This window comes from Microbulbifer maximicatervae (SeqCode) (assembly GCF_052467505.1).
The window spans coordinates 2784249-2809556 of the sequence record NZ_CP174313.1 but is presented as its reverse complement, the minus strand read 5'-3'; the positions used below and the strand labels follow the sequence as shown (position 1 = coordinate 2809556).

Genomic DNA, 25308 nt, shown 5'->3' with positions numbered 1-25308 from the left:
ACCTGGCCCACGTACAAGATGTGCCCGTGCGAGAGTGAGGTTTGTGTGAGTGATTTAATTCCAACCCGTGAGGAACAGGAAGGTGATGGCGAAGTTCGCTATCGCATGCTGTATGAGTCGGAAGACAAAGTCTACATCCGACATATCAAGGGTGTTTTCACCCGTGTTCGCAAATATACCGGCCTGCCGTTGCTGCTGGCTTTCTTCTTTCTACCTTGGATCAATATCGACGGGCGCCAGTCGGTCTTCTTTGATCTCCCCACCCGCCAATTCCATATCTTCTGGACTACTTTCGGCCCCCAGGACGGCTTCCTTCTAGGTTGGCTGCTGATCATTGCCGCCTTCGCGCTGTTTGCGGTCACTACTTTGCTGGGCAGGGTGTGGTGTGGCTTCACCTGTCCGCAGACCGTCTGGACCATGATGTTTATCTGGGCAGAAAGGGTTTGTGAAGGCGATCGCAACAAGCGAATGAAGCTCGACAAGGCCCCCTGGAACCTGGAAAAGGTTCTGCGCAAGGGTGGCACACATACCATCTGGCTGTTGATCTCGCTGGCAACTGCACTGGCCTTTGTGGGGTATTTCTACGGTGTGCGCGAGCTGGTCGTGGATCTGGCGACGTTTAACGCCCACCCGCAGGGTGTTTTCTGGGTCGCTTTCTTCACTTTTGCCACCTATATGAACGCCGGCTTCCTGCGTGAGCAGGTGTGTAAATATATGTGCCCCTATGCCCGTTTCCAGTCGGTAATGTACGACGAGGATACGCTGGCGGTTTACTACGATGCCAAGCGGGGTGAGACCCGTGGTCCGCGTAAGAAGAACGTGGATTACAAAGCGGAAGGTATGGGCGACTGTATCGACTGTTACTGGTGTGTTCAGGTGTGTCCGGTGGATATCGATATCCGCGACGGCATGCAGTACGAATGTATCAACTGTGGGCTCTGTGTCGACGCCTGTAACAGCGTGATGGATAAGATGGGGTATGAGCAGGGCTTGATTCGCTTCACCTCTGAGGACGAATTGCAGGGTGGAAAGACCCGCTTCCTGCGCCCGCGCCTATTTGGCTACGCGTTGATACTGGTTGCGATGACCGGCCTGTTTGCACAGCAAGTGATGACTCGCAGTCCTATCGAGGCAGAAATCACTCGCGATCGCGGTACCCGTATGTTCCGCGAGTCCCAGGGGCAGGTGCAAAACGTCTACACGGTGAAAATCAATAATATGGATCAGGCGCCCCACGAATTCACCATCAAGGTGGAAGGTAAGCCTGAATACGATTACTCCGTTCGCAAGCCGAAGACGATTTACCTGGTGCCGGGCGAGATGTTCTCCGTTCCTATTCGCGTGAGCGTTCCGAGAGACCAGCTGAAGGATACCAAGCACGATATCGAGATTGTTGTCCAAGCAGTCGACAATCCTGAGCTGGTTGATAAGCACCGAACGGTGTTTATTGGTCCAAAGCAGTAGACGGGACGCCAATCCCGTTGCAAAGTACGGGCCCGCCCAGGCGGGCTCGACTTTTGTGCACAAACGGTAACTTTTTGGTAACGCGATGAATGAACCAACCCCAAAACCCTGGTACCGGGAACCTTGGGCGTGGATGGTACTGGCCCCACTGATTGCAGTGGTGGTTGTCTCCACAATTACAGTCTCGATAGCGGTGCGCTTCGCTGACGATAAAGTCAGTGATACTTACTACAAAGACAGCCGCATGTATCACTTCAGCGCCGAGCAGGACTTGCGCGCGAAAGAGCTGGGTCTGGCCGCTTTGGTCCAGTTTCAGCCGTCTGAAAAATCGGTTGTCGTGGAGCTGAATGGCGACCTCGACTACCCCAAGGCCCTACTGCTCACATTGAGCCACCCGGTGGAGTCTGACCTGGATAAGCATATCGAGCTCTCCCAGCTCTCCGTGGGCCGCTACCAGGGCACCTTGCCTGAAGGCGTTGGGAATCGCTGGTATCTGCGCTTGATGCCGGAGCTCGATCCCGAGGCGCATCAGGACGCCAACTGGCGCCTGAAAGGTGAAATCAACTTCGATCTCGGCAATGCCGCGCCACTGAATGCAGTAACTCAATGACTTCGTCTTCCTCCTGTTATCACTGTGGACTCCCAGTCCCTCCCGGCAGCAACCACTCGGTGGTTATCGACGGGGCCGCCCGGGATATGTGTTGTCCAGGTTGTGAGGCGGTAGCCAGCGCTATCGTTTCCGGTGGTCTGGATGGCTTTTATCGCTTCCGGGAGAAGGAGAGCGACAGGCCGGAGGAAGCTCAACCCCAGGACCGCTGGGCGGCATACGATTTACCTGAAGTGCAGCAGCAGTTTGTCCACGATTGGGATAACGGCAACAAGATTGCCTCGCTGTTGATTAGCGGTATTACCTGTGCGGCCTGTGTGTGGCTGATAGAAAAGCACCTGGGGCAGTTGGACGGGATTGAGAAGGTCTCTGTCAACGCCAGTACCCAGCGTGCCCAGATCGGTTTTAACCCCGACAAGATCAAACCCAGTGAGTTGTTTGGCGAACTGGAACGGATTGGCTACCGGCCGGCCCCGGCCACTGCGGCCAACCAGGAAAGTGTGATCCAGAGCGAACACCGCGCCGCCCTGCGCCGCCTGGGTGTCGCCGGACTCGGCACCATGCAGGTGATGATGTTTGCCATCGCCCTGTATTTCGGTGCTGCCGCGGAAGAGGGCGTCGGTGAGTTTGAGCGCTACTTCCGCTGGGTTTCCCTACTGGTGGCAACGCCAGTGGTTTTCTATGCGGCGCGCCCATTTTTCAGTGCCGCTTTGCGCAGTCTGCGCGCCCGACACCTGAGTATGGATGTGCCGGTGTCCCTGGCGATTGGTATGGCCTATGTCGCCAGCTTTTACGCCACCGTATTCGGCACCGGTGAGGTGTACTTCGAATCTATCTCCATGTTCACCTTCTTCCTGTTGTTGGGGCGGACGGTGGAAATGCGCGCCCGCCATCGGGCGGGCTTAGCCAGCGGTGGTTTGGCCCAGTTGCTGCCGATGACGGCGGCCAAATACCAAGGGGATGATATTGTCCATGTACCGGTTGCCGCATTGGCCGCTGGCGATAAAGTCTTGTTGCGCCCGGGAGATACTATCCCCGCCGATGGGGAGGTGCTAGAGGGCGTGAGCGGTGTGGATGAATCCCTGCTCAGCGGTGAATCGGCACTGCAACAGAAGTCTGCAGGCAGCCCGGTTTATGCCGGTAGTGTCAACGGCGATTCCACCCTGACTATCCGAATTACGGCAGCGGGGCAGTCGACTCGCTTGTCCGCTATTGAGCGCCTGGTAGAGCGGGCGCAATTAGATAAACCCAACCAAGTGGCCCTGGCAGACCGGGTCGCGGGTATTTTTGTCGGTGTCGTTCTATTCGCGGCACTGGCGGCGTTTGTTGTCTGGTGGCAAATCGATCCCAGTCGCGCTTTTTGGGTATCCCTGTCTGTGCTGGTGGTGACTTGCCCCTGTGCACTGTCGCTGGCAACCCCTGCTGCCCTGGCCTCCGCCACCCTGCGTTTACAGCAGTTGGGGCTTCTTGTGGCTGGAGGCAGCCTACTGGAAACGCTGCCGCGTATCGGCCGGGTGCTGTTCGACAAGACCGGTACCCTGACACGCGGTGAACCGAGAATCCTGCATATTGATTTGCTGCGGGCCAACTGGACTGAGCAGCGGGTTAGGGACGTTGCCGCTGCCCTGGAATCCCAGACCAATCACCCCCTGGCCAGGGCCTTCCGCGCCTGGCGTGGCAATCTCATCGCCAGTGACCTGAAAGTCCATACCGGAGCCGGCCTGGAAGGGCGGATTGAGGGGGACAGTTACCGGCTGGGTAAGGCAAGCTTTGTTTCCAGTGAGGAAATTTCCACGCCCGAAGGGGAGGGGCAGTGGTTGCTGCTCGGCGACTCCCTGGGCCCTATTGCCTGGATCGCGTTGGGGGATAAGTTACGGGATTCGGCAACCACCGCTGTTGAGGGTTTGACTGAGCAAGGTCTTTCAGTGGAACTGCTCAGTGGTGACCAGTCTGCGGAAGTTGAGCGACTGGCGGGGCGAGCGGGTATCAGCAACTACCGCGCCGGAGCCTCGCCAGAGGACAAGCTCAGCCATATGAAGCAGCTGCAAAGCGATGGTGAGAAGGTGTTAATGGTGGGGGATGGCATCAATGATGTGCCAGTCCTCTCTGGTGCCGATGCCTCTGTGGCGATGATGTCTGCGGCAGATCTGGCCCAGTCCCGCGCCGATGCCATTTTGCTGAACGGAGATCTCGAAGTGCTGCCCAAAGCTATAGAGCTGGCGCACAAGTGCCGCCGAATTGTGCGGCAAAATCTGGCATGGGCTCTGGGCTACAACGTGATTGCCCTGCCACTGGCATTTTGCGGTCTGGTGCCGCCCTGGGCTGCGGCGATCGGTATGTCCCTGAGTTCTCTGATCGTAGTGCTAAATGCGTTGCGTCTGTCCCGTGGACAGGAAGTCGACGAAAACCCTGTGAGCGCCGCGGCTTAATCCCGTGCTCACAGAAAGAGAGGAGGTGTAACTGATGGAAAGTCTGTATTTCCTGATTCCCATTGCGGTGATTTTGGTTGGCTTTGCGGTGAAGCTCTTTTTCTGGGCCGTGAATAACGGACAGTACGATGACCTGGAAACGGAAGGTCGTCGCATTTTGTTTGATGACGATGATGTTCAGCAGGACAAATCTGACGCGGAAAGGAAGCAGGAGAAGTAAGTGGGGGACTGGGGTTTTTTAGCGGCGGCGCTCGCTATCGGTTTTTTGGGTAGCAGTCACTGCATCGGTATGTGTGGGGGAATCTCCGGAGCGCTGGGTATGGCGGTACCGGGCAAAAAAACTGCTTGGGTGCAGCTGGGCTCTTACCAATTGGGTCGCCTGGGTAGCTATGCGCTGATGGGAGCGCTCGCTGGTGCCCTCGGTGCGGCGATACTGCCGGCACTAACTCCGCTGCGATTTGCTGCCGGGATCATGTTGATCCTGATGGCGCTGTACATCGGCGGTATCTGGCAGGGACTGGCTTGGATTGAAAAAGGGGGCCGCTACCTTTGGCGCTATGTGCAGCCACTATCGGCCAAATTATTACCGGTTCGCTCTGCGGGGCAGGCATTGGCACTGGGCTCCCTGTGGGGCTGGTTGCCCTGTGGTTTGGTTTACAGCGCGCTGACTTTTGCCCTGGCCCAGGGCAGTGCTGAGCGGTCTGCCCTGGCGATGTTTGCTTTTGGTCTGGGCACTGTGCCCGCCATGCTGGCTACTGGTGCTGCGGCGGCGCAGGTGCGTGGCATCGTGCAAAAGCCGGGGGTTCGCTATGGTTTCGCCGCAGCGATTTTGCTGTTTGGTATCTGGACCATTTGGGGGGCTATGGGCCACGGTGGACACGGAGACCACGCCAATCACGGGCAGATGAGCGGGATGGAAGTTCCCGCAGAAGACACGGAAGAGCAGGGACACCATCATCACCATCACTAAGCGCAGTGATGATGGGTCCTGTGGGCGCTAGAGATCGATCCGCAGGGACAGGTCGATAGCGCGCAGGTGCTTGGTCAGGCTACCGGAAGAGATATAGTCCACTTCCAGTTCAGCTAACTGAGCGATGCGATCCCGGTCGACACTGCCGGAAAGCTCAATTTTGGCTTTGCCTTTGGCCAGTTTCAGGGCCGTTCTAGTGTCTTCATCATTGAATTCGTCGAGCATAATCACGTCCACACCGACGGCGAGCGCCTGCTCCAGCTCTTCAATATTTTCCACTTCGACTTCAATCAAGGCTTCCGGCTTGATCACTCGCGCTTGGGCGACGGCGTGTTCAATGCCTCCGGCGGCGAAGATATGGTTCTCTTTGATCAGGAAGGCGTCGTAAAGACCGATGCGGTGATTGTGGCAGCCACCGCAAAGTACGGCGTACTTCTGTGCGCTGCGCAGACCGGGAATGGTCTTGCGGGTGTCGAGAATCTTCACCTCAGTGCCTTCAGCTCGCGCGGCGAACTCCGCAGCGGTTGTGGCAGTACCGGATAAGGTTTGCAGGAAATTCAGTGCGGCGCGTTCGCCGGTCAGGATAGCGCGGGCATTGCCTTCCAGCTCAAAAATAACGGCATTGGCGCTGATGCGGTCGCCATCCTCGAAGTGCCAGGTGAGGACGAGTTCCGGGTCCAGGGCGTGGAATACAGCCTCTACCCAGGCGCGACCACTCAGAGTGCAATCTTCACGGGTGATTACCCGAGCCCGCGCATTGCGGTCCTCTGGGATCAGCTGGGCGGTGATATCGCCACTACCAATATCTTCTTCCAGGGCCACCTGAACTGCGCGTTGCAGGTCGGCAGTGATATTGGGAATAGCCGTGTCTTGTGGTCGCATTGGGAAACCTCGAAATTAACGCCGACGCAGTTTACCAAAACACTCGGGGTTTTGATTGCTCAACTCAATCACCGGCAAGTAGCAGTTGGCTCGACGAATAGCTGTGATAGGTGTCTCAAATATGTCGCGGAACTGTGTAAAACAGCCCAGAAACGCTAGTAGAATGCCAAAGAGCTAGGTTTGATCGCAATCTGAACTGTTCTCGGACAGGGCTGGGAATCGTTGCCCCTTCGCGTTCAAAACTTGAGTGAAATCAAGAGCTTCGGCAGATTTTTCACAGATGATCGCGCCCGGAGATCGGCGGTTTGGAGATCCGATTTACGGGGGTGCAAGTCCCCGTAGTCGCTTGGAAAGCCACTTTTCCACTCACCAATTTTGCTATTAGCCACAGCGTTTTAAGTCGGACGGTATTCGAAGGACCTCTTGGAAATGAGTGAATCCAGCAAGGTAGTTTCCCTCTCAGAGAAAAGTGGAGCGCGCAATATTTCTGCATCTGGTAAGCCCGCTGTTCTGCCCGCCGCAGTAACAATGCTGAAAGAAAAAGCGACGGATCAGTTACTGGAGCGAATTAAAGCACTGTTTGGCAAAGTGGATGATTCGTTGTTTGCCATGGCTGAGCGAGCCCACGGCCAGGAGGAACAGGATGGGCTTTTCCAGGCCTTGCGACTGTTGCGCGTTGAGCGGCGTAATATTGCTGAGCACTTTGTCCAGAATATCTCTCACGCTTTCCTGGTTCGCCAGGAAGAAAAGGCTGAAAGCAATTTCGCTTCCGATAATTTATCGCTAGTTCACAATGATGACCTAGAGCAATTGGTCGCTGCTGATACCATGGTGGCCACGGCTAAGCGCGATTTTGCCGAGCCCCTCACTGCATTGTGCATGAGGCTCGATACGCTCTATGCGGTCAAAGTCTATGACAAGAACAACCCCTTGGGCCCTGATGTCATTTGTGATGCCTTTGTAGACTCGATTCAAGAACTGAATCTCCATATTCGTGCCCGCCTTACTCTGCTGAAGAAGTTCGAGCAGATGGTCATGTTGCAGCTGCGCGACTTCTACGAATTCTGTAATCAACTGCTCATAGAGCAGGGCGTGCTGCCATCGCTACAGGAGCAGCAGCGTGCAGCTAGGCAGGTACCTGCTTACAACAGTACTTCCAATTCCCCTGGTGTTCCCAGTGTACCCATTGGGGGGGGGAGTAGTGTGGTGGCCGGCAACCCATCGACGCAAGGTGGCGTAGCAACTACGGGACACTTTCCCCCTGGGTTAGTGTCCGCTGCAACCGGTGTTACTCCTATGCCTGCAGGGGATCTGCTTTCCCACTTGGGCGCGCTGCAAAGTGGCAGCCACTATCAAGGTGGAAGTGCGGTACAGCTTTTGAATGTGGGCGAATTGCTTCAGCAGCGCTTGGTGGATTCCAACCAGGCCGCTTCGCTGGCAAAAGTCGATAGCGATGTGATCAAGCTGGTAGAGATGTTGTTTTCCTTTATCCTGGAGGACCGCAGCCTTGCCACCCAAATCAAATCACTTCTGGGTCGCCTGCAACTGCCGCTGTTGAAAGTAGCCATTGCAGACAAGTCATTTTTTAGTAAAGGCGGCCACCCTGCGCGCAAATTGCTGAACGAGTTGGCCGATGCCGCTACCGGATGGCAGGCGGGGGATAACTACGAATCCGATCCCCTGTACAAAGAGATATCCGAAATTGTTGAGCGCGTGCTTAATGAGTTTGATCGGGATATCAATATCTTTGCCGTTTTGCTGGAATCCCTGCGCGAATTTATCGTCCGCGAGCGCAAGCGTGCCGAGATGTTGGAGCGCCGCGTTGTCGATGAGGCGGATGGTCGGGCTAAAACCCAAGCTGCCCGCGCACGGGTTGCCGCAGTCATGGATGCCTTGGTTGCAGAGCGGGATCTGCCACAGGTGGTACAGGATTGGTTGAACAAAGTTTGGAACAACGTGCTGTTCCTGACCTGTGTTAAAGAGGGAACAGAGAGCGACGCCTGGAACCGTGACGTGCGCACAGCGAGAGATCTCGTGTGGAGTGTGCAGGCCCCAATGCCGGATTCCCGCAAACAGTTATTGAGCTTACTGCCTGTTTTGCAGGAGAGATTGCGCGAGGGAATTGAGGCGCTTTCCTATAACGCTTTCGAAGCGCGTACCCTTTTCACCGGCCTCAAAGAAGTTTATCGCGAGCGCTTTGCCCTGGCCCAGCAACTGGCGGAGCAGCGTGAACGTGAAGTGGCAGAGCAGGTTGCCCGCGAAGTGCGCGCAGCGAAATCTGCTGAGCCTGCGCCTGTTGTTGCTGATAATGTTGCTGACAAGCCTGTTGCCCCTATCGTGGAGCAGGAAACTGCTGCTGATGCCGGACCCGCTGATGTTACTGAAGCTACGGTTGATGAAATTGCAGTGACTGAAGCGGTTATTGCAGAAGTCGTGGTTACCCAGGAAGTGGCTGTGCCGCAGATGGAAGAGCTTGAGCAGGCAGTTGCCGACGCAGAGGTGGCTGCACCGGAGCAGGATGGACTGGCCCCCCTTGACGAAGATGATCCCCACTGGCAGATGACCTTCCGCCTGGCACAGGGCAGTTGGTTCGAGCTGAAGCGCTCTGAGGACGAGCAGTTCCGTTGTCGTCTGGCGGCGGTAATTCGCGATATCGACCAGTTTATCTTCGTTAATCGCAATGGCGCCAAAGTCGCTGAATTTGCCCGACTAGAGCTGGCCCATGCGCTGCGTTCGGCACAACTGCTGCCGCTGGATGACGGCATGTTGTTTGAGCGGGCGCTGCAGTCCGTAATTGGCAATGTGCGCAAGAAGCGCAGTGAGCAGCGCTAATTTTCAGGAATTTAACGAGCGGACGTTGAGTATTTAGCAGGGATACTCAGTGGCCAGTGGTTTTCCGCAAGTTATGTCGCGATACTGCTCCGATCAGATTGGCATATCGATCAACGCTTCCATAGAATGGTAACTGCTGAAGCCTCGGTCGATACCGGGGCTATCAATAGGTTGCAGCGGAGATCGCAGATTGAAATATCAAGTGGAGTCTGGCTGGTTGGCGGGCGCGCGCCGGGTTCCGAGTCCTCATTGCAATAGCCGCCCGGAAGACTGTGCGGTGGATCTATTGGTGATTCACAGTATCAGCTTGCCGCCCGGACAGTATGGCGGCCCCTACATCGATGCCTTTTTCCTGGGGCAGTTGGATATCGATGCGCACCCCTATTTTGCCGATATTGCTGCGTTACAGGTGTCTGCGCATATTTTGATCGACCGCGATGGCCTGGTAACTCAATACGTGCCCCTTGATCGGCGTGCCTGGCACGCGGGCAAGTCCGAGTTTAAAGGTCGCACTAATTGCAATGATTTTTCCATTGGTATTGAGCTGGAAGGTTTGGATACCGATATTTACACCGACTCCCAATATCACGCACTTGCCGAGGTGAGTGCTGCGATTATGCAAGCTTACCCCGCTATTGATATCGATAGAATTGCCAGTCATTCGGATATTGCTCCCGGAAGGAAATTGGACCCGGGTCCGGGGTTTGACTGGGAGCGCTACCTCAACAAGCTGAAAGAAATCGTCTGATACCCAGTAGCGGACCTTAAAAGTGGGAAGGGTTTCTGTAACAGGAGCCGCAGCACGATTTTGATAACTGAAACAGTCTCGGATTATTTATGACTCTGTTAATTGTTCTGATCACCGTTGCCCTGGTGCAAATCTGGGGCTCAGGGGCTCCGTTACATCGCGATGGTTGGTTCAGTCGCTGGAGTCAGTACTTACAGGCGTTGCCCAGCATTAATGGCAATAGCGGCCTGCTGCTTGGTGTCACTATCCTGGTTCCAGTATTGATTTCTGCAATTGTGATGACGCTGGCAGAGGGCGCTGCGGGTGGTCTGGGCTACCTGCTGTTGGGGGTGCCACTGCTGCTCTATTGTCTCGGTCGCGGCAACTTCAACGATATCGTCGCAAATTACCTGCGCCACTGGTATAGCGGAGACCTGGAAGGTGCCACCAAAGCGGCGGCGCCCATTTTGCGCGAGTTACACGAAGCGCCCTCCGATGACACTTGTCTGCATGAACAGGTATTTCGCGGCGCTGCCTACTGCGCCTTTGAGAGACTCTTCGCTGTGCTGTTCTGGTTTATTTTGCTGGGTATTCCCGGGGCAGTACTCTTCCGCTTGAGTGCTTTGTACGCAGAAAATACTCGGGGCTCCTCCGATGAGGCGACGGCGGCGCGTTGGTTGTGGTTGCTGGAATGGCTGCCGGTCCGTGTGATGGGGCTGAGCTTTGCCATTGTGGGTAACTTTGCCGGTTGTTACCGCGCCTGGCGCCGGGTGTTGATGTGTCGTGAGAGCCATACCGATCAGGTTCTCGAGGCTTACCTGGAAGGAGCTCTCGGCGGTATTGACGCCAGTGAGTGCAGTGGTGGTTCCGATCTGTCTCAGATGCAGCGCCAAAGTGGTGCGGAGATTGAAGGGCTGCAAGCGCTGCTATCCAGAACCTTGCTACTGTGGATCACTGGTTTGGCCCTTCTGGTTCTGTTTATCTAAGGAGCCTCTGAATAATCCCACAATGCCTGTACCATCGCCCCAGAGATACTTTTGTCTGCTGGGGCGATTGTTGAATTTGTCGCCATTTTCAAAATTTTCTCTCCTTCCTATCTTGACTTATCCCCCCCTTCCTACGAAATTGCGCGCCCCAGCGGCCGGACTTCGGTGCTTTGCCATATCAATAAAGCGAAGCTAGTCATTGCCTGCGACGGCTTATACTCATTGGAGGAAGTAGGGTTTGGAAGTTTCGGTATTGGAACCGCAAATGTTGTCAGATCTGGCTAGGGCAAACGATTGGAACGCAGCCACATTAGTGGCGGGCTTGCGAACCTATTTTCGCAGCGGCAGCACCACTGAATTGAGTTGGCGGCGCAAGCAACTGTCTCAGCTGCGCAAGATGATCTCCGAGAACGAGGCACATTTTGTCCAAGCCCTTCGCGATGATTTGCGCAAAGCTCCCCAGGAAAGCTACCTCACTGAAATTTCATTTCTCTACAACGATATCGATCACACCCTGAAGTCCCTGAAGAAATGGGTGCGCCCGCGCAAGGTCCAATCGCCGATGATGACCCAGCCGGCCAAGAGCTATGTGCAACCGGAGCCGTTGGGTGTAGTGCTGATTATCGGTGCCTGGAATTATCCGCTGCAATTATTGTTATCGCCGCTGGTACCGGCGATTGCCGCCGGCAATTGCGCGGTGGTAAAGCCCTCTGAGTTATCCCCCGCAACCTCCCGGTTAATCGCAGAATTGTTACCGCGTTACCTCGACAACGATGCCTTTGCGTGTGTCGAAGGTGGTGTGGCGGAAACCACGGCGCTGCTGGAGCAGCGCTGGGACCATATTATGTACACCGGCGGTGGCCGGGTCGGCAAAATCATAATGAGTGCGGCGGCTAAATACCTGACTCCGGTAACCCTGGAACTCGGTGGAAAGAGCCCTTGTATTGTTGCCGACGATGCCAACCTGGAAGTGGCTGCACGGCGAATTGCCTGGGGTAAATTTACCAATGCGGGGCAGACTTGTATCGCTCCGGATTATGTTCTCTGTAGTCGGCGGACAGCCGATCGGCTCACCCCCATATTGCAGCGGGCGCTCTGGGAAATGTATGGGGAGCATCCGCGAGAATCTGCCGACTATGGGCGCATTATTAACAGCCAGCACACCCTTCGCCTGTCGGATTACCTGGGGGATGGAGAGGTGGTATTTGGCGGTGAAGTCGATGTGGACGACTGCTATATGGCGCCCACCATAATGCGCAACGTCAATCTCTCTGCGGGAGTTATGCAGGAGGAGATCTTTGGTCCGATACTCCCCATTATTGAACTGGATGATTTCTCCAAAGCGGAGGAGTTTGTCAATGAGCGAGAGAAGCCCCTGGCCCTGTATGTATTTACCCAGGATGAAGTATTGGCGGATCGGATTCTATCCCGTTGCAGCTCCGGCAACGCCTGTGTGAATGACTGTATGATGTTTATGCTGGCCCAGGACCTGCCTTTTGGAGGCGTCGGTGCCAGCGGTATGGGGTCCTATCATGGAGAGCATGGCTTCCGCACTTTCAGTCATTACAAGGCCGTAATGCGGCGCAGAAATATCCTCGATATCGATATACGATATGCACCCTTCAACGACAGGAAAATGAAATTCCTGCGTATGCTCAGCAAATAATTCCTTATCGACAGGCACGGTTTTCCACTGTGCCTGCTCCGTAGAACACTGGATGTTATCGGCGGTGGATAAGCTGGATTATTCCCATGTAGTCGAAAAGGATACACAGTGTTATGCCCCTGGATCGCAACGAGATACCTGCCAGTGAGGATGTATTTAGTGCCGCACAAAATATTGCAGGCATGGTACACGAGACCCCTCTGCTCAGCTCTCGGCAGCTGAACGAGCTGACGGGCGCCAATTTGTGGTTTAAGTGTGAGCACTTGCAGAAAGTGGGTGCCTTTAAAGCGCGGGGCGCGGCTAATGCGCTTTCGCTGCTCCCAGACGGGGTCGAGGAAGTTGCCACCCATTCGTCCGGTAATCACGGTGCGGCGCTCGCCTGGGCAGCAGCCCAGCGGGGATTGGCCTGCACGGTGGTGATGCCTGAAACGGCTCCCAAGACGAAACGCATGGCGGTTGAGGGGTACGGTGCCAAAGTGGTGACTTCGGGCCCCAGCCTGGCTGATCGCGAATCCACTTTGGCAAAGGTACTTGAGGAAACCGGTGCGCACGAAGTCCCGCCCTATGACGATAAGCGCATTATTGCAGGGCAGGGCACTGTAGCCATGGAAGTGCTCAAGCAGAGTCGCGAGCAGGGCTTTGCTCCAGACGTTATTGTGGCGCCAGTGGGAGGCGGTGGACTTTTGTCCGGCGTGGGATTGGCTATGGCTGCGCTTGCCCCCGATATCCTGGTAATTGGTGCGGAACCTGCCGGAGCGGATGATGCCCAGCGTTCACTGCGCGGTGGCGTTCATATCACCACACAACAACCCGATACGATCGCCGATGGTCTGCGCACAACATTGGGCGGCAAAAATTACGCCGTTATTGAGCGCACGGTGCGGGATATTGTGACAGTCAGCGAAGCTGGTATCGTCAATGCGATGCGGCTATTGTGGACACGAACCAAACAGCTGGTAGAACCGTCGGCTGCGGTGGGTCTCGCTGCGATCATTGAGCACAGCGCGCGCTTTCGCAATAAGAATGTCGTGGTTGTTCTGACCGGCGGAAATATGGATCTGGACAAAGTGGGCCCACTGCTGTCCAGTGAAGAAAACTAAAAGGGGAACTGGGATATGAGCCATTTATTGAAAAAGGGCGGCCGGGGTTTGGCCGGGCTGCTTTGTGCTGCTGCGCTGTCGCTGACTGGAACCAACGCGATTGCTGAGAAGCTGACACTGTCATCCAGCTCCCTACAAGCTGGAAAGAAAATGCCCATGGCTCATGTTTATGGCAGCTGCGGCGGTGAGAACCTGTCTCCCCAATTGAGTTGGAGTGGGGCACCGGAGGGCACAAAGAGTTTTGCTATTACCGCTTACGATCCCGACGCGCCCACCGGCAGTGGTTGGTGGCACTGGGTGGTATTTAATATCCCAGTGGATACGACCAATCTTCCGGAAGGGGCCGGTGACTTGAAAAACGGCCTGATTCCAGAAGCAGTGCAGGGGCGCAATGATTATGGTAATTCCGGTTACGGTGGTGCCTGCCCGCCCAAGGGGAACGGGGATCATCGCTATCGTTTTCGTGTCTATGCCTTGAAAGTGGAATCCCTGCCGCTGGATGAAAACACTTCTCCTGCTAAAGTTGGCTTCAATATCAATGCCAATAAGTTGGCCGAAGCGGAGCTGGAAGTTTTGTGGGGCCACTGAGTAAATAAACTAATCTAAGGAGCCTCTGAATAATTCCGTAATGCCTCTGCGGGTCTTGAAGGTTGCAGATGTTAGGCGCAGCTCGCCGCGAATGGCCGTAGCCCTTTGCAAGAGCTGCAACGCAGCAGCTGTGGCCTTCAAGGCCCGCCCTTCGGGGCTTGCATAGCGATTCACACTCCGCGTTGCGACTTCTTGAAAGGTCTAGACATTCCTGCGAAGCCGCGCCTTGATTGTGAACCGCTATGCATGCCAGAGGTATCACGGAGTTATTCAGAGGCTCCCTAATACTCCGCTGCACAGGAACACCTGTTGCAGCGGCTGAGGCTCTGGAGGCCCGCGCTTGACCAACTTACAAAAACAAATGACATGGGGGCAAGCGCTGGCCGCTTATTTGAAGCCCCGTGTACTCACCATGTTTTTCCTCGGCTTTTCCGCCGGCCTCCCATTACTGCTGGTTTTCTCTACTTTGACTGCCTGGCTGCGGGACTACGGTGTCAGCCGTACCGCCATCGGGTTTTTTGCCTGGGTGGGGATTACCTTTTCGATCAAGGTTCTCTGGGCCCCTATTGTCGATCAGCTGCGTCTGCCTTTTTTCACGGATAAATTGGGCAAGCGTCGGGGCTGGATGCTGGTATCCCAAATCGGGATAGCGATTGGCCTGATAGGTATGGCCAGTTTAAATCCCCAGCTCTCCCTGATGCACGTAGCCCTACTGGCCCTGTGGGTCGCTTTCTGTTCGGCCTCTCAAGATGTGGCGATTGATGCCTATCGAATTGAGGCCATGGATGACGACTACCAGGGCGCTATGGCTGCCAATTATGTATTTGGCTATCGGGTGGCAATGCTGATAGCCGGAGCGGGTGCCCTGTTTATTGCGGATATCTTTAGCTGGTCCGGTGCTTATCTTGCGATGGCCGGGTTGATGGGCGTGGGCCTGATTACCACTCTGATTATTGCCGAGCCCGATCACAGCAAGGTAAACAAAGAAGCCGATGAGCTGCAAAGCGAGTGGGCACAGCGGTTGTTGGGCAAGGGGGAGCATGGTCGCATGAAGCAGTGGTTTATTCGCGCCGTGGCCTGCCCCTTTATCGAGTTTTTTCAGCGCAATGGCCGCTTTGCAATCATTCTGTTGCTATTTATCGGTATCTTCCGTTTAAGTGACATTGCGATGGGGGTGATGGCCAATCCCTTCTATTTGGATCTGGGCTTTACCAAAACGGAAATTGCTGAAATCAGTAAGCTGTTTGGCTTCTTCTGTACCATTATCGGTTCCTTTCTAGGCGGGCTGTTAGTGGTGCGATACGGTGTTGTGCGTCCGCTGATACTGGGTTCGGTTATGGTCGCCTGCACCAACCTGTTATTTGCCCAACTCGCTGTGATCGGTCCCGATAAAGCCTGGTTGGCGCTGGTAATTAGTGCGGACAACATCAGTGGAGGAATTGCCAATGCGATACTGATCGCGTTTCTCTCCAGTCTTGCCAATAAAGCTTATACCGCCACTCAATATGCTTTGTTCAGCTCCCTGATGACCTTGCCGGGGAAATTTATCAGTGGTTTTTCCGGCATAGTGGTGGATGCTCAGGGTTATGCCTACTTCTTTATTTATGCGGCGCTTATGGGAATACCAGCCATTGTGCTGTCCATTTATTTCTGGCGCCGCGAGCAGCGCGACTGGCCGGGAGAAGAAGTTCAGCCGGGAGCGGGCACTACCTAAGGTTTACAGGGATGCTATTTCCTCTCTAAGAGTACATCCCGAATTCAGCTCTTTTCTAAATCCCTATGTCATATCAAAACTCTTCGCCGGGCATTCTGCCCGGCTTGTGTCTATGGTGGTTGTAAAGGTGAAACCCACCCCTCCATAGACTCGCCCTTATGTTCGATTGTGTGTCTGTTGCCTGTTGGGTCGGGTATCACTGGTAGATGATGCTCAGCGAATAAAAGCGACAAACTATGGCCCACGAAACCATCCGGGAGGCGGTGTTTAATCGGCGCATGCTGATTTGTATTGGCACCGGTTTCTCTTCGGGGATGCCTCTTTTTGTATTGATACAGTTGGTGCCCGCTTGGCTGCGTACCGAAGGCGTGGATCTGGCCACTATCGGTATTTTTGCATTGCTCGGATTGCCCTATACGTGGAAATTTATCTGGTCTCCATTGATGGAGCGCTACGCATTCCCGATGCTAGGCCGCCGGCGGGGCTGGATGCTGGTAATGCAGCTGTTACTGATTGTTTCCATTGGCGTCCTGGGGATGTTCAGTCCCCAGTTTGATATTTGGTCAATTGCCGCAATTTGCTTTGCCGTGGCTTTTTTTAGCGCCAGCCAGGATATAGTCCTGGATGCTTTCCGACGCGAGATTCTGCCAGACCAGGAGTTGGGCCTGGGCAATTCCTTTCACGCCAACGCCTATCGTATTTCCGGCTTGATTCCGGGATCCCTCAGCTTGATCCTGTCGGACCACCTGGCCTGGGACCAGGTGTTTATGATTACTGCGGCCTTTATGTTGATTGCCGTCTTTATGACCTTGATGGTGGCTGAGCCAGACCATCCAGCAGGTCGTCCTAAATCTTTGCGCGAGGCCATTGTTTTACCCTTCGTCGAATTCTTTAATCGCAATGGCGTAAAACAGGCGGTGCTCGTACTGGCCTTTATGTTTTTGTACAAGCTCGGCGATAGCATGGCTACGGCACTGGCGACGCCCTATTACCTGGATATGGGATATTCCAATACGGATATCGGCATAGTGGCAAAGAATGCTGGTTTATGGCCTGCGGTAATTGGCGGTTTCTTTGGCGGCTTATTAATTGTGAAGATCGGGATTAATAAGTGCCTATGGATTTTCGGGGTAGTACAGCTGGTTTCAATTTTCGGGTTTATGATTTTGTCTGAAGTGAATGGCGAGCTGGTGGGCACACCAGATTTCAATCCTAGCCTCTGGCTATTGGCGGTAGTAATTGCCTTTGAGTATCTCGGGGTGGGGTTGGGGACAGCGGTGTTTATTGCATTTATCGCCCGAACTACCAGCAAGTTGCACACCGCGACTCAATTTGCGTTGTTTACTGCCTTGACCTCGCTCCCGCGCACCTTCGCCAATGCTTCCACCGGCTATTTGGTGGAGGGAATGGGGTGGACACATTTCTTTCTCCTGTGTGCCGTTCTGGCGGTGCCTGGAATGATCCTGTTATTTTGGGTCGCGCCCTGGGGGGCTGATGAGGTAGCGTAGTTTTCTGTATGCGATTGGGGCTAAGGTTTCCAGCGGTATTTGCCCATATCCACTCGCCCTTTCAGCAGTATGACCCCCTCTCTTTCCAGTCTTTCACGCTGGCGGCTGGCGCCGGGTTCCGGCAAGGAGATGCGCCCCTGGGCGTTGATCACCCGGTGCCAGGGTAGCTTGGTACCCCGGGGTAATTTACGCAGGGTCTGACCTGCAAGTCTTGCAGCGCGTGGGTAGCCGGCCATCTCAGCCAAGTCCCCGTAGGTGACAACCCGCCCTTTGGGGATCGCCGCCAAGGCTTGGCATATTCTTTCCAGGGAGTTCTGTTTTTCCATAAAAAAGCTCTAAATATCGGCGAACTACGTTGACTGGGCGCAATTTTTTACTTGGAAATCTCCTGAAACCGAGATTTTTATTCGCCATTAATGGATACTTTACCAGCTTGCAAGGTCACAGTTTACTGGCGCAAAGCCTCTGTTGTGACAGCGTGCCACATGCTTCTAGTTATGGCATCATGGTGCGATTACTGCGGCTATTTGCACCGTTCATACACCTAAAAAGTCCAAGGTTTCTTAGTGGTTTTATCGACACGACTTCCCAGGTTCTTTGCTCGAACTCTCTTATTTCTTGTACCCTTCCAGGTCCATGCCGGAGTGCTGACCCTGGAAAATGGCGATCGTATTCAAGGTGAGTTGGTACTTGTGGAAAAGGATCAGGTCACTTGGAAGTCAGAGACTTTTGGTGAGGTAAAAGTCGACAAATCCAAAGTGGTGTCGATGGATATCGATACCGACATCAAAATTGCTGGCAGGGATGAACCCTGTACCTTGGCCGGCCACCGCCAGGAGCGCTGGGAAGTGTACTGCGCTGAAGGTCGCGGCTGGCTGATCGATTTTCCGGGCATTGAACGAGCAGAGCCTTACAGTACGTTTACCACCAGTCCGGTGTTATTCAGCGGTAATGTTACTGCCGGGGGCGTATTCGAGAGTGGTAACCGTGAACGTGAAGACTTGGATGCCAGTATAAACTTGGATATTCGCCATGGAGATTTCCACCATCTAATCGGCTCTGTGTACCAGAACCAGGACAATGAGGAAGAAGGTGACCTGGAAAAATACCAGCTCAATTATGATCTTCGCTGGATATTTGCTGAGAAGTGGTTTGCCGCGGCTAACAGTGAGCTGGAAAGGGAGGAGGCTCAGAACTTAGACCTGGGAACTACGCTCGGTCTCGGTATGGGTTATCTGTTTTACGATACCAGTAAAACCACTTTTTCCCTCGAAGGTGGTGTGAGTAGCCTGCACGAGAGTTTTATCGACGAAGAGTTGAGTGAAGACCAGGATGAGCGCTATGTCGCCGGTCGAATTGCACTTAACTACCGCTACAAGTTTTCCCTTGGGCCGGAAATTTATTTCGACCAGGAAACCTTACAATCCTTTGATCACAGTAACGACTACGAAGCTAACGCCAAGCTGGGGGTGCGCACACCGCTTGTTGAAGGCGTGCTGATGGAAATCGGTTACGAGTGGCAGTACGACAATACGCCCTCCCTGGAAAGTGAAAAAGAAGATACCAAAGTGACCGTTGGTGTAGGTTACGAATGGTAATTCCCCCTCGAGCCAGCATAGGGCAGGTTCGAAGGCAGTCATAAACGATAAATCTAAAAAACGAGCGACGACGAGGAGTTTAATATGCAAATCGCTGACAGTATTGTTGCGATTACCGGTGCGGGCCAGGGGTTGGGCCGAGCCATGGCCGAGTATCTGGCTGCGCGGGGTGCCCGCCTGGCCCTGATCGATGTTAATGAGGAAGGCCTGAAAGACAGCGTTGCAGCTTGTGAAAAGCTCGGTGCAGAGGTTCGCAGTTACTTGATCAATGTTGCCAATGAAGAAGCGGTGGACTCCGGTTTTGCGAAAATCGCAGAAGACTTTGGCGGACTCCAGGTTCTGGTTAATAACGCCGGCATTATGCGCGATGGCATGTTGCTCAAGTGTAAAGACGGCAAAGTGACAGATCGCATGTCCCTGGCACAGTGGCAGTCTGTGATCGATGTGAACCTTACCGGTGTATTCCTTTGTGGCCGTGCTGCAGCGGGCATTATGGCGGAAAGTGGCAAGGGTGGGGTGATGGTCAATATCTCCAGTTTGTCCCGTGCGGGCAATATGGGGCAGACCAACTACTCCGCCAGTAAAGCGGGTGTTGCAGCGATGACGGTATCCTGGGCACGCGAACTGGCGCGCTACGGCGTGCGCGTTGCCGGGATTGCCCCGGGCTTTATCGGCACCGATATGGTTGCGCAAATGCGTCCTGAGATTCTTGAGAGCCTGGTAAAACAAGTGCCCCTGCGCAGGTTGGGTGAGCAGGATGAGATCGCCTCGACAGTAGCGTTTATTCTGGAGAACGACTACGTCACCGGGCGAGTGATAGATATTGATGGCGGAGCGCGCTTGTAAGCTTCTCTCTTCCCCAGCATAAAAAGGGTGAACTGAGTTCACCCTTTTTTTGTTCCTGCTCCAATAAAGGTTTGCTAAGTTTTTTCGATCTTTTCTTTTTTAGCGTATCTGGAATTGAGATTCTTCCTGTAAAACAAATAGACGAGAAGTGAGATGGACAGCCAAATAACAATGGATGCTATCTCATGCAGGACGGTTCGATCCAGCGCCAGGTGGAAATCCCTGAGTAAAAACCCTTTGATCAGTGCTGACCATGCATACAACATTTTGCTCATATGCAAGGCCCACCAGGGCTTGCCATAGATTGTCGGGCGGAAAACAAACGTATAGAAATCAAGCCCTGCAAATATCAGCATCAATACTGAGGGGGCTAAATAGATATTGGCGTAACCTGGGTGTTCATCCATGTCGTAGAAGAACATCTGGAGGTAGAAAATAGTTACCCATAAAGCGACTGCTGCAAGGGCCCAGTCAATCACATTGGATGTTATTCTTCCGTCCGTAGAATGTTTAATACGGGGCCATATGCGATAGGCGGAATAGATTGAATAGACAAATATGGAAGCCAGCCCAATTAACAGTAGGTCGGAATGGATGTTGTAAACATAGGCTGTATCAATCGGGTATTCGGGGATATCTGCCTTGAGGTGTGGGATTAAATTTGGGTTAAACAGCATCATCAAGGCGCTGGCAGAAAAAACCAGGGCGAGTAGAAGCGTGGTAATGCCGCACGCCCGATGATAGCGGCTTCCCTTTTTCATTAAGAGCGTCAGGGGGATGAGAAATATCGTCAATATGATTGCTGAGACGGTATGCACTTGTATCAGTAGGTTTAACCCGCCAAGAGATGAGAGCAAATTGTCCATAGGTTGGTAGTTTTCTGCCAGTCGGAATAGAAATAGCTGTTGAGCCTACTGTTAAAAGTATCTTCAGCTATTTAGTGAAGTATGATAGCTGGGGGATTCTTTGGCTTTGTTGGCTTGATTCCTTAAGTAGTCCCTGATTATTGTCGCAATACCGCTACAGGGCTTTTATAGCGACCCACATCTGGAGTTGTGACTTCCGAAAGGGATTGGGTATTCCTACGAAGCCGCACATTGGTTGTGAATCGCTCTGCAAGCCAGAGGTACTACGGAATTATTCAGGGGTGCCCTGGAGAAATATCATTTCCATAGTTCCATTGATGGCCATTTACTCCCGGTTGTTTCCATAAAAAACAGTTGGTGTTAACTGATGCGCTGGACCCCATCTGTGCGAAACCGTGAATACATTAGCTGCCATAGCTGAAGTGTGCGCCCCCGGAATGCACCGGCGTAAGATAGTAGATAGTAGCGCCACATCCTGTAGAAGCGCTGGCCGTAGCGATCGGCAAAGCGCGGCCAGTTTTTCTCAAAGTTTTCATGCCAGGCCATCAGGGTTTTGTCGTAGTAGTATCCAAAGTTGTGCAGGTCTTCGCACACTAGCAAGCGATCGGTCGCGTCGCCCAGCTGCCCTACGGAAGGTAGCTCACCACCTGGGAATATATATTTTTCTGTCCACAAGTCCGTAGATGCGGTGCGCTGGTTGTTGCCGATCGTATGTAACATCATCAACCCATCTTTGTTCAGACAGCGCGCTGCTGTTTCCATAAATTTTCGGTAGTTCTTGCGGCCGACATGCTCAAACATCCCTACGCTGGCAATGCGGTCAAAAGGTTCTTTGAGTTCTCGATAGTCCTGAAGGCGAACAGTAATTGGCAGTTCACCATAGCGCTCTGTCACATAGGCTTTTTGCTCTCGGGAAATCGTAATCCCTACACACTCCACTTGATACTTTTGCGCGGCATAGCTAACCAGGCTGCCCCAGCCACAGCCAATATCCAGCAAGCGCATCCCGGGTTTCAATTCCAGCTTGCGGCAAATCAGGTCCAGCTTGGCTTCCTGGGCTTGGTCGAGGGTTTCAGCCTCCTTCCAATAGCCGCAGCTGTACGTAAGCCGATTGTCGAGCATGGCACTATAGAATTCGTTGCCCAGGTCGTAGTGTTGCTCTCCCACATTAAACGAGCGGTTTTTGCTTTGTAGATTCACCAGATAGCTGCGTGTGGCGCGCCAAAAGTAGCGCCAGTTCTTGATACTGTGATGAATCTCAGCACTGAGTAACCGGTGGAAGAACTGATCCAGGTCTTGGACATCCCAATCGCCGCGCATATAGGACTCACCCAGGCCCAAGCTGTGCCGGGCGATGACCTCATCAAGGGCTGCTTCCCGATGAAGTTGCAGGTCCCAGGGTCTTTCCCCGTTAATTTGAATGTCCGCTTTCGCCAATATATCGTCCACTAAGTGGCGACTGCGTCCGATGGCTGGCACTTCTATAGCATCCTGTTGCTCGCTTGCCATTCAATCCTTCCTCTCTCCAGTTACTGTGGGGTGGAATAAGGCGCCCTTGAATAATTTGCCTCCCCACTCCATTTACTACAGCATATTGAAAAAACCGTGATCGCCCCGGCTCTCAGCGAAGCTGGTTAACTAGGAATTTCCGCAATGCGCCCATTATTACTTCTATTTATAGCCCTACCTGTACTCGAAATGTGGGTGTTGATTGCCGTAGGGAGTGAAATTGGCGCCCTGCCAACGATCGGCCTGGTCATTTTGACCGCAGTAGTAGGAGTGACACTGCTTCGCCGCCAGGGAATCTCTACCCTGATGCGGGCCCAGGAGAAGATGCAGGCTGGAAATATTCCCGCCAAAGAGATGGTTGAGGGGATATTCCTCGCGGTGGGTGGTGTGCTGTTGCTCACCCCGGGCTTTATCACTGATTTCTTCGGCTTTATCTGCCTGATACCGGGGCTCAGGAACCTGTTGCTCGGTTTTATCCTTCGCCACGTCAAAGTGGTTCCTCCGCAGAATTTTAACCAGTCGCCAAATCACAAGCGTGGCGATGACATTATCGAGGGGGAGTATTCGAAAGATGAGAAGCGCCCCGGAGAGAATCAACACTCCGTTGAAGATAAGCGCCCCAAGCCTTAATTAGATCAAAAAGTGGACAAAATGCCCGTCGTGAGAATTTGCTTTGCAGTTTTTTCACCTGATGGTGTTGAAATCCTTATTCCCGCCCATAGATAGGGTTCAACTGAGAATTAAGCCCCGCCTCTGAGGATCAGAGAGGGGTGAGGTTACCGGCCCAAAGGGCCAGTGCCGCCCATGTTGGAAACCATTAAAACGACTCAATGGAGAACTTATCCATGAAAATTCGTCCTTTACACGACCGCGTCGTAGTACGCCGTAAGGAAGAAGAAGCGATGTCAGCTGGCGGTATCGTGCTGCCAGGCGCTGCCAAAGAAAAGCCGAACCAAGGTGAAGTGGTAGCCGTGGGTGAGGGCAAGCAGCTGGACAATGGCGATGTTCGCGCACTGTCTGTGAAGGTAGGTGACACTGTTGTTTTCGGTCGCTATGCCGACAGCAATACCCTCAAGGTGGAAGGCGAAGAGCTGATCATCATGAGCGAAGGTGACATCTACGGCGTGTTGGAAGGCTAAGGCCAGCCTTTAACTTTACTCGCAAAAAGAATTTGAGGAATAAGAATCATGGCAGCTAAAGACGTAATTTTTGGTGACGACGCTCGTCAGAAAATGCTGAAAGGCGTAAACATCCTGGCAGACGCTGTAAAAACTACCCTGGGTCCCAAAGGCCGCAACGTAGTTCTGGACAAGTCCTTCGGCGCTCCTACCGTAACCAAAGACGGTGTTTCCGTAGCCAAGGAAATCGAACTGCAAGACAAGTTCGAGAACATGGGCGCGCAGATGGTTAAAGAAGTCGCTTCCAAAGCTTCTGACACTGCGGGTGACGGCACCACTACCGCTACCGTTCTGGCTCAGGCTATCGTAACTGAAGGTCTGAAATCCGTAGCCGCTGGCTTCAACCCTATGGACCTGAAGCGCGGTATCGACAAAGCGGTAATCGCAGCTGTTGATCACATCGCTGGCCTGTCCACTCCTTGCGCTGACACCAAGTCTATCGCTCAGGTAGGTACTATTTCCGCTAACAGCGACGAGAGCGTTGGTACCATCATCGCTGAAGCCATGGAAAAAGTTGGCAAAGAAGGCGTTATCACTGTTGAAGAAGGTTCCGGCCTGGAAAACGAGCTGGACGTAGTAGAAGGCATGCAGTTCGACCGCGGCTACCTGTCTCCTTACTTCATCACCAACCAAGAGAACATGACTGCCGAGCTGGACAATCCGTTCATCCTGCTGGTAGACAAGAAAATCTCCAACATCCGCGACCTGCTGCCCCTGCTGGAGCAAGTAGCTAAAGCTTCCAAGCCGCTGCTGATCATCGCTGAAGACGTAGAAGGCGAAGCACTGGCAACTCTGGTTGTAAACAGCATGCGCGGCATCGTTAAAGTTGCTGCTGTTAAAGCACCTGGTTTTGGCGACCGTCGTAAAGCCATGCTGCAGGACATCGCTATCCTGACTGGCGGCACCGTGATTTCTGAAGAAGTTGGCCTGGAGCTGGAAGGTACCACTCTGGAGCACCTGGGTACTGCTAAGCGCGTAACCCTGTCCAAAGAAAACACTGTAATCGTTGACGGCGCTGGCAATGTTAAAGACATCGAAGCTCGCGTTAGCCAGATCCGTGCACAGATCGAAGAGTCCTCTTCCGACTACGACAAAGAGAAGCTGCAAGAGCGCGTAGCCAAGCTGGCTGGCGGTGTTGCGGTAATCAAAGTAGGCGCCGCTACTGAAGTGGAAATGAAAGAGAAGAAAGCCCGCGTTGAAGACGCGCTGCACGCTACCCGCGCCGCAGTAGAGGAAGGCGTAGTACCTGGCGGTGGTACCGCTCTGGTTCGCGCTACCCAGGTTATTTCTGTAACTGGCGACAACGAAGACCAGAACCACGGCATCGCAGCAGCCCTGCGCGCTATGGAAATGCCTCTGCGTCAAATCGTTTCCAACGCTGGTGACGAAGCTTCCGTAGTTGTTGACAAGATCAAGCAAGGCGAAGGCAACTTCGGTTACAACGCTGCTACTGGTGAGTACGGCGATATGCTGGAAATGGGCATCCTGGACCCAGCTAAAGTAACCCGCTCTGCTCTGCAAGCGGCAGCTTCTATCGCTGGCCTGATGATCACCACCGAAGCCATGGTTGCAGAAATTCCGGAAGACAAGCCGGCTGCTCCTGACATGAGCGGTATGGGTGGCATGGGCGGTATGGGCGGCATGATGTAAGCCGGTCTTAAGCCTATCTAAAAAGCCCCGCAATTGCGGGGCTTTTTTTTGCCTTGTGAAAAGTGGTTTACTAGAGGCAGCTTTGAGTTGGCATATAGCTTTCTCCAGGGAGTCTAGTGGTGTGGTTGAGGACACTTAGCTGCTGGAACAGGGTTTACAGGGGTGGATTTAGGTAAGAAGTTCTGATG

The 25308-nt window shown here is 53.7% G+C and carries 22 protein-coding genes; 18 read left to right on the top strand and 4 right to left on the bottom strand.

Features of this window, described 5'->3' with window-relative positions; all coding sequences use genetic code 11:
- The first annotated feature begins 45 nt into the window (after positions 1-45).
- From ccoG to ACJJIN_RS12395, 5 genes are all read left to right on the top strand, one after another.
- Positions 46-1464 (top strand): cytochrome c oxidase accessory protein CcoG, encoded by a 1419-nt coding sequence (gene ccoG / locus ACJJIN_RS12415; RefSeq protein WP_444894893.1) that lies wholly within the window; start codon positions 46-48, stop codon positions 1462-1464.
- Positions 1465-1549: 85 nt separating this feature from the next.
- Positions 1550-2074 carry a FixH family protein gene (locus ACJJIN_RS12410; protein ID WP_444894892.1) on the top strand — a complete coding sequence of 175 codons (525 nt, stop codon included), beginning with the start codon at positions 1550-1552 and terminating at the stop codon, positions 2072-2074.
- The gene (locus ACJJIN_RS12405) at positions 2071-4500 is read left to right on the top strand and encodes a heavy metal translocating P-type ATPase (protein WP_444894891.1); all 2430 of its coding nucleotides are present in this window, start codon (positions 2071-2073) and stop codon (positions 4498-4500) included. Before ACJJIN_RS12410 ends, ACJJIN_RS12405 begins: the two co-directional genes overlap by 4 nt.
- A 34-nt stretch (positions 4501-4534) precedes the next feature.
- Positions 4535-4720: a cbb3-type cytochrome oxidase assembly protein CcoS gene (gene ccoS / locus ACJJIN_RS12400; protein WP_108732140.1), complete on the top strand. Its 186-nt coding sequence runs from the start codon at positions 4535-4537 to the stop codon at positions 4718-4720.
- Positions 4721-5470: a sulfite exporter TauE/SafE family protein gene (locus ACJJIN_RS12395; RefSeq protein ID WP_444894890.1), complete on the top strand. Its 750-nt coding sequence runs from the start codon at positions 4721-4723 to the stop codon at positions 5468-5470.
- 27 nt (positions 5471-5497) lie between these two features.
- On the opposite strand, the gene nadC is transcribed toward ACJJIN_RS12395, so the two are convergent.
- The gene (gene nadC / locus ACJJIN_RS12390) at positions 5498-6352 is read right to left on the bottom strand and encodes a carboxylating nicotinate-nucleotide diphosphorylase (protein WP_444894889.1); all 855 of its coding nucleotides are present in this window, start codon (positions 6350-6352) and stop codon (positions 5498-5500) included.
- A gap of 429 nt (positions 6353-6781) precedes the next feature.
- On the opposite strand from nadC, the gene ACJJIN_RS12385 reads away from it, so the two are divergent.
- The 8 genes from ACJJIN_RS12385 (at position 6782) to ACJJIN_RS12350 (ending at position 17473) form a co-directional block, all read left to right on the top strand.
- Positions 6782-9184, top strand: a complete 2403-nt coding sequence (locus tag ACJJIN_RS12385; RefSeq protein ID WP_444894888.1) for a DUF1631 domain-containing protein — start codon at positions 6782-6784, stop codon at positions 9182-9184.
- A 190-nt stretch (positions 9185-9374) separates the two neighbouring features.
- A complete protein-coding gene (gene ampD / locus ACJJIN_RS12380) occupies positions 9375-9932 on the top strand; it encodes a 1,6-anhydro-N-acetylmuramyl-L-alanine amidase AmpD (protein WP_413664710.1) in 558 nt (185 codons plus the stop codon).
- An 89-nt stretch (positions 9933-10021) separates the two neighbouring features.
- Positions 10022-10897 carry a regulatory signaling modulator protein AmpE gene (ampE, locus tag ACJJIN_RS12375; RefSeq protein WP_444894887.1) on the top strand — a complete coding sequence of 292 codons (876 nt, stop codon included), beginning with the start codon at positions 10022-10024 and terminating at the stop codon, positions 10895-10897.
- Between the two features lie 238 nt (positions 10898-11135).
- Entirely contained in the window at positions 11136-12563 is a 1428-nt protein-coding gene (locus ACJJIN_RS12370; RefSeq protein ID WP_444894886.1) for an aldehyde dehydrogenase family protein, read from the top strand.
- Between the two features lie 113 nt (positions 12564-12676).
- Entirely contained in the window at positions 12677-13663 is a 987-nt protein-coding gene (locus ACJJIN_RS12365) for a threonine ammonia-lyase (protein ID WP_444894885.1), read from the top strand.
- A gap of 15 nt (positions 13664-13678) precedes the next feature.
- Positions 13679-14251 carry a YbhB/YbcL family Raf kinase inhibitor-like protein gene (locus ACJJIN_RS12360; RefSeq protein ID WP_444894884.1) on the top strand — a complete coding sequence of 191 codons (573 nt, stop codon included), beginning with the start codon at positions 13679-13681 and terminating at the stop codon, positions 14249-14251.
- 340 nt (positions 14252-14591) lie between these two features.
- Positions 14592-15965 (top strand): AmpG family muropeptide MFS transporter, encoded by a 1374-nt coding sequence (locus ACJJIN_RS12355; protein ID WP_444894883.1) that lies wholly within the window; start codon positions 14592-14594, stop codon positions 15963-15965.
- Positions 15966-16201: 236 nt separating this feature from the next.
- Entirely contained in the window at positions 16202-17473 is a 1272-nt protein-coding gene (locus ACJJIN_RS12350) for an AmpG family muropeptide MFS transporter (RefSeq protein ID WP_444894882.1), read from the top strand.
- 20 nt (positions 17474-17493) lie between these two features.
- On the opposite strand, the gene ACJJIN_RS12345 is transcribed toward ACJJIN_RS12350, so the two are convergent.
- Positions 17494-17799 (bottom strand): MGMT family protein, encoded by a 306-nt coding sequence (locus ACJJIN_RS12345; RefSeq protein ID WP_413664717.1) that lies wholly within the window; start codon positions 17797-17799, stop codon positions 17494-17496.
- Between the two features lie 240 nt (positions 17800-18039).
- Here ACJJIN_RS12345 and ACJJIN_RS12340 point away from each other — a divergent pair, with 240 nt between their 5' ends.
- Together ACJJIN_RS12340 and ACJJIN_RS12335 are read left to right on the top strand one after the other, a co-directional pair.
- Complete coding sequence (locus ACJJIN_RS12340; protein WP_444894881.1) at positions 18040-19071, top strand: DUF481 domain-containing protein; 1032 nt, start codon at positions 18040-18042, stop codon at positions 19069-19071.
- A gap of 84 nt (positions 19072-19155) precedes the next feature.
- Entirely contained in the window at positions 19156-19917 is a 762-nt protein-coding gene (locus ACJJIN_RS12335) for an SDR family oxidoreductase (protein WP_444894880.1), read from the top strand.
- Positions 19918-19991: 74 nt separating this feature from the next.
- Here the strand turns inward: ACJJIN_RS12335 and ACJJIN_RS12330 are convergent, their stop codons facing one another.
- Both ACJJIN_RS12330 and cfa read right to left on the bottom strand, forming a co-directional pair.
- Positions 19992-20783, bottom strand: a complete 792-nt coding sequence (locus tag ACJJIN_RS12330) for a hypothetical protein (RefSeq protein ID WP_444894879.1) — start codon at positions 20781-20783, stop codon at positions 19992-19994.
- Between the two features lie 360 nt (positions 20784-21143).
- The gene (cfa, locus tag ACJJIN_RS12325) at positions 21144-22292 is read right to left on the bottom strand and encodes a cyclopropane fatty acyl phospholipid synthase (RefSeq protein WP_444894878.1); all 1149 of its coding nucleotides are present in this window, start codon (positions 22290-22292) and stop codon (positions 21144-21146) included.
- A gap of 144 nt (positions 22293-22436) precedes the next feature.
- Here cfa and ACJJIN_RS12320 point away from each other — a divergent pair, with 144 nt between their 5' ends.
- From ACJJIN_RS12320 to groL, 3 genes are all read left to right on the top strand, one after another.
- Positions 22437-22922, top strand: a complete 486-nt coding sequence (locus ACJJIN_RS12320) for an FxsA family protein (protein WP_444894877.1) — start codon at positions 22437-22439, stop codon at positions 22920-22922.
- 215 nt (positions 22923-23137) lie between these two features.
- On the top strand, positions 23138-23431 hold the full coding sequence (locus ACJJIN_RS12315; RefSeq protein WP_020412315.1) for a co-chaperone GroES: 294 nt from the start codon (positions 23138-23140) through the stop codon (positions 23429-23431).
- Positions 23432-23479: 48 nt separating this feature from the next.
- Positions 23480-25120: a chaperonin GroEL gene (groL, locus tag ACJJIN_RS12310; RefSeq protein ID WP_444894876.1), complete on the top strand. Its 1641-nt coding sequence runs from the start codon at positions 23480-23482 to the stop codon at positions 25118-25120.
- Positions 25121-25308 lie beyond the last annotated feature (188 nt).

Coding starts and splice junctions, on each gene's coding strand:
- ACJJIN_RS12410 (WP_444894892.1), top strand. CDS start 1,550: ATGAATGAACCAACCCCAAAACCCTGGTACCGGGAACCTTGGGCGTGG.
- ACJJIN_RS12405 (WP_444894891.1), top strand. CDS start 2,071: ATGACTTCGTCTTCCTCCTGTTATCACTGTGGACTCCCAGTCCCTCCC.
- ccoS (WP_108732140.1), top strand. CDS start 4,535: ATGGAAAGTCTGTATTTCCTGATTCCCATTGCGGTGATTTTGGTTGGC.
- nadC (WP_444894889.1), bottom strand. CDS start 6,352: ATGCGACCACAAGACACGGCTATTCCCAATATCACTGCCGACCTGCAA.
- ACJJIN_RS12385 (WP_444894888.1), top strand. CDS start 6,782: ATGAGTGAATCCAGCAAGGTAGTTTCCCTCTCAGAGAAAAGTGGAGCG.
- ampE (WP_444894887.1), top strand. CDS start 10,022: ATGACTCTGTTAATTGTTCTGATCACCGTTGCCCTGGTGCAAATCTGG.
- ACJJIN_RS12365 (WP_444894885.1), top strand. CDS start 12,677: ATGCCCCTGGATCGCAACGAGATACCTGCCAGTGAGGATGTATTTAGT.
- ACJJIN_RS12360 (WP_444894884.1), top strand. CDS start 13,679: ATGAGCCATTTATTGAAAAAGGGCGGCCGGGGTTTGGCCGGGCTGCTT.
- ACJJIN_RS12350 (WP_444894882.1), top strand. CDS start 16,202: ATGGCCCACGAAACCATCCGGGAGGCGGTGTTTAATCGGCGCATGCTG.
- ACJJIN_RS12345 (WP_413664717.1), bottom strand. CDS start 17,799: ATGGAAAAACAGAACTCCCTGGAAAGAATATGCCAAGCCTTGGCGGCG.
- ACJJIN_RS12335 (WP_444894880.1), top strand. CDS start 19,156: ATGCAAATCGCTGACAGTATTGTTGCGATTACCGGTGCGGGCCAGGGG.
- ACJJIN_RS12330 (WP_444894879.1), bottom strand. CDS start 20,783: ATGGACAATTTGCTCTCATCTCTTGGCGGGTTAAACCTACTGATACAA.
- cfa (WP_444894878.1), bottom strand. CDS start 22,292: ATGGCAAGCGAGCAACAGGATGCTATAGAAGTGCCAGCCATCGGACGC.
- ACJJIN_RS12320 (WP_444894877.1), top strand. CDS start 22,437: ATGCGCCCATTATTACTTCTATTTATAGCCCTACCTGTACTCGAAATG.
- ACJJIN_RS12315 (WP_020412315.1), top strand. CDS start 23,138: ATGAAAATTCGTCCTTTACACGACCGCGTCGTAGTACGCCGTAAGGAA.
- groL (WP_444894876.1), top strand. CDS start 23,480: ATGGCAGCTAAAGACGTAATTTTTGGTGACGACGCTCGTCAGAAAATG.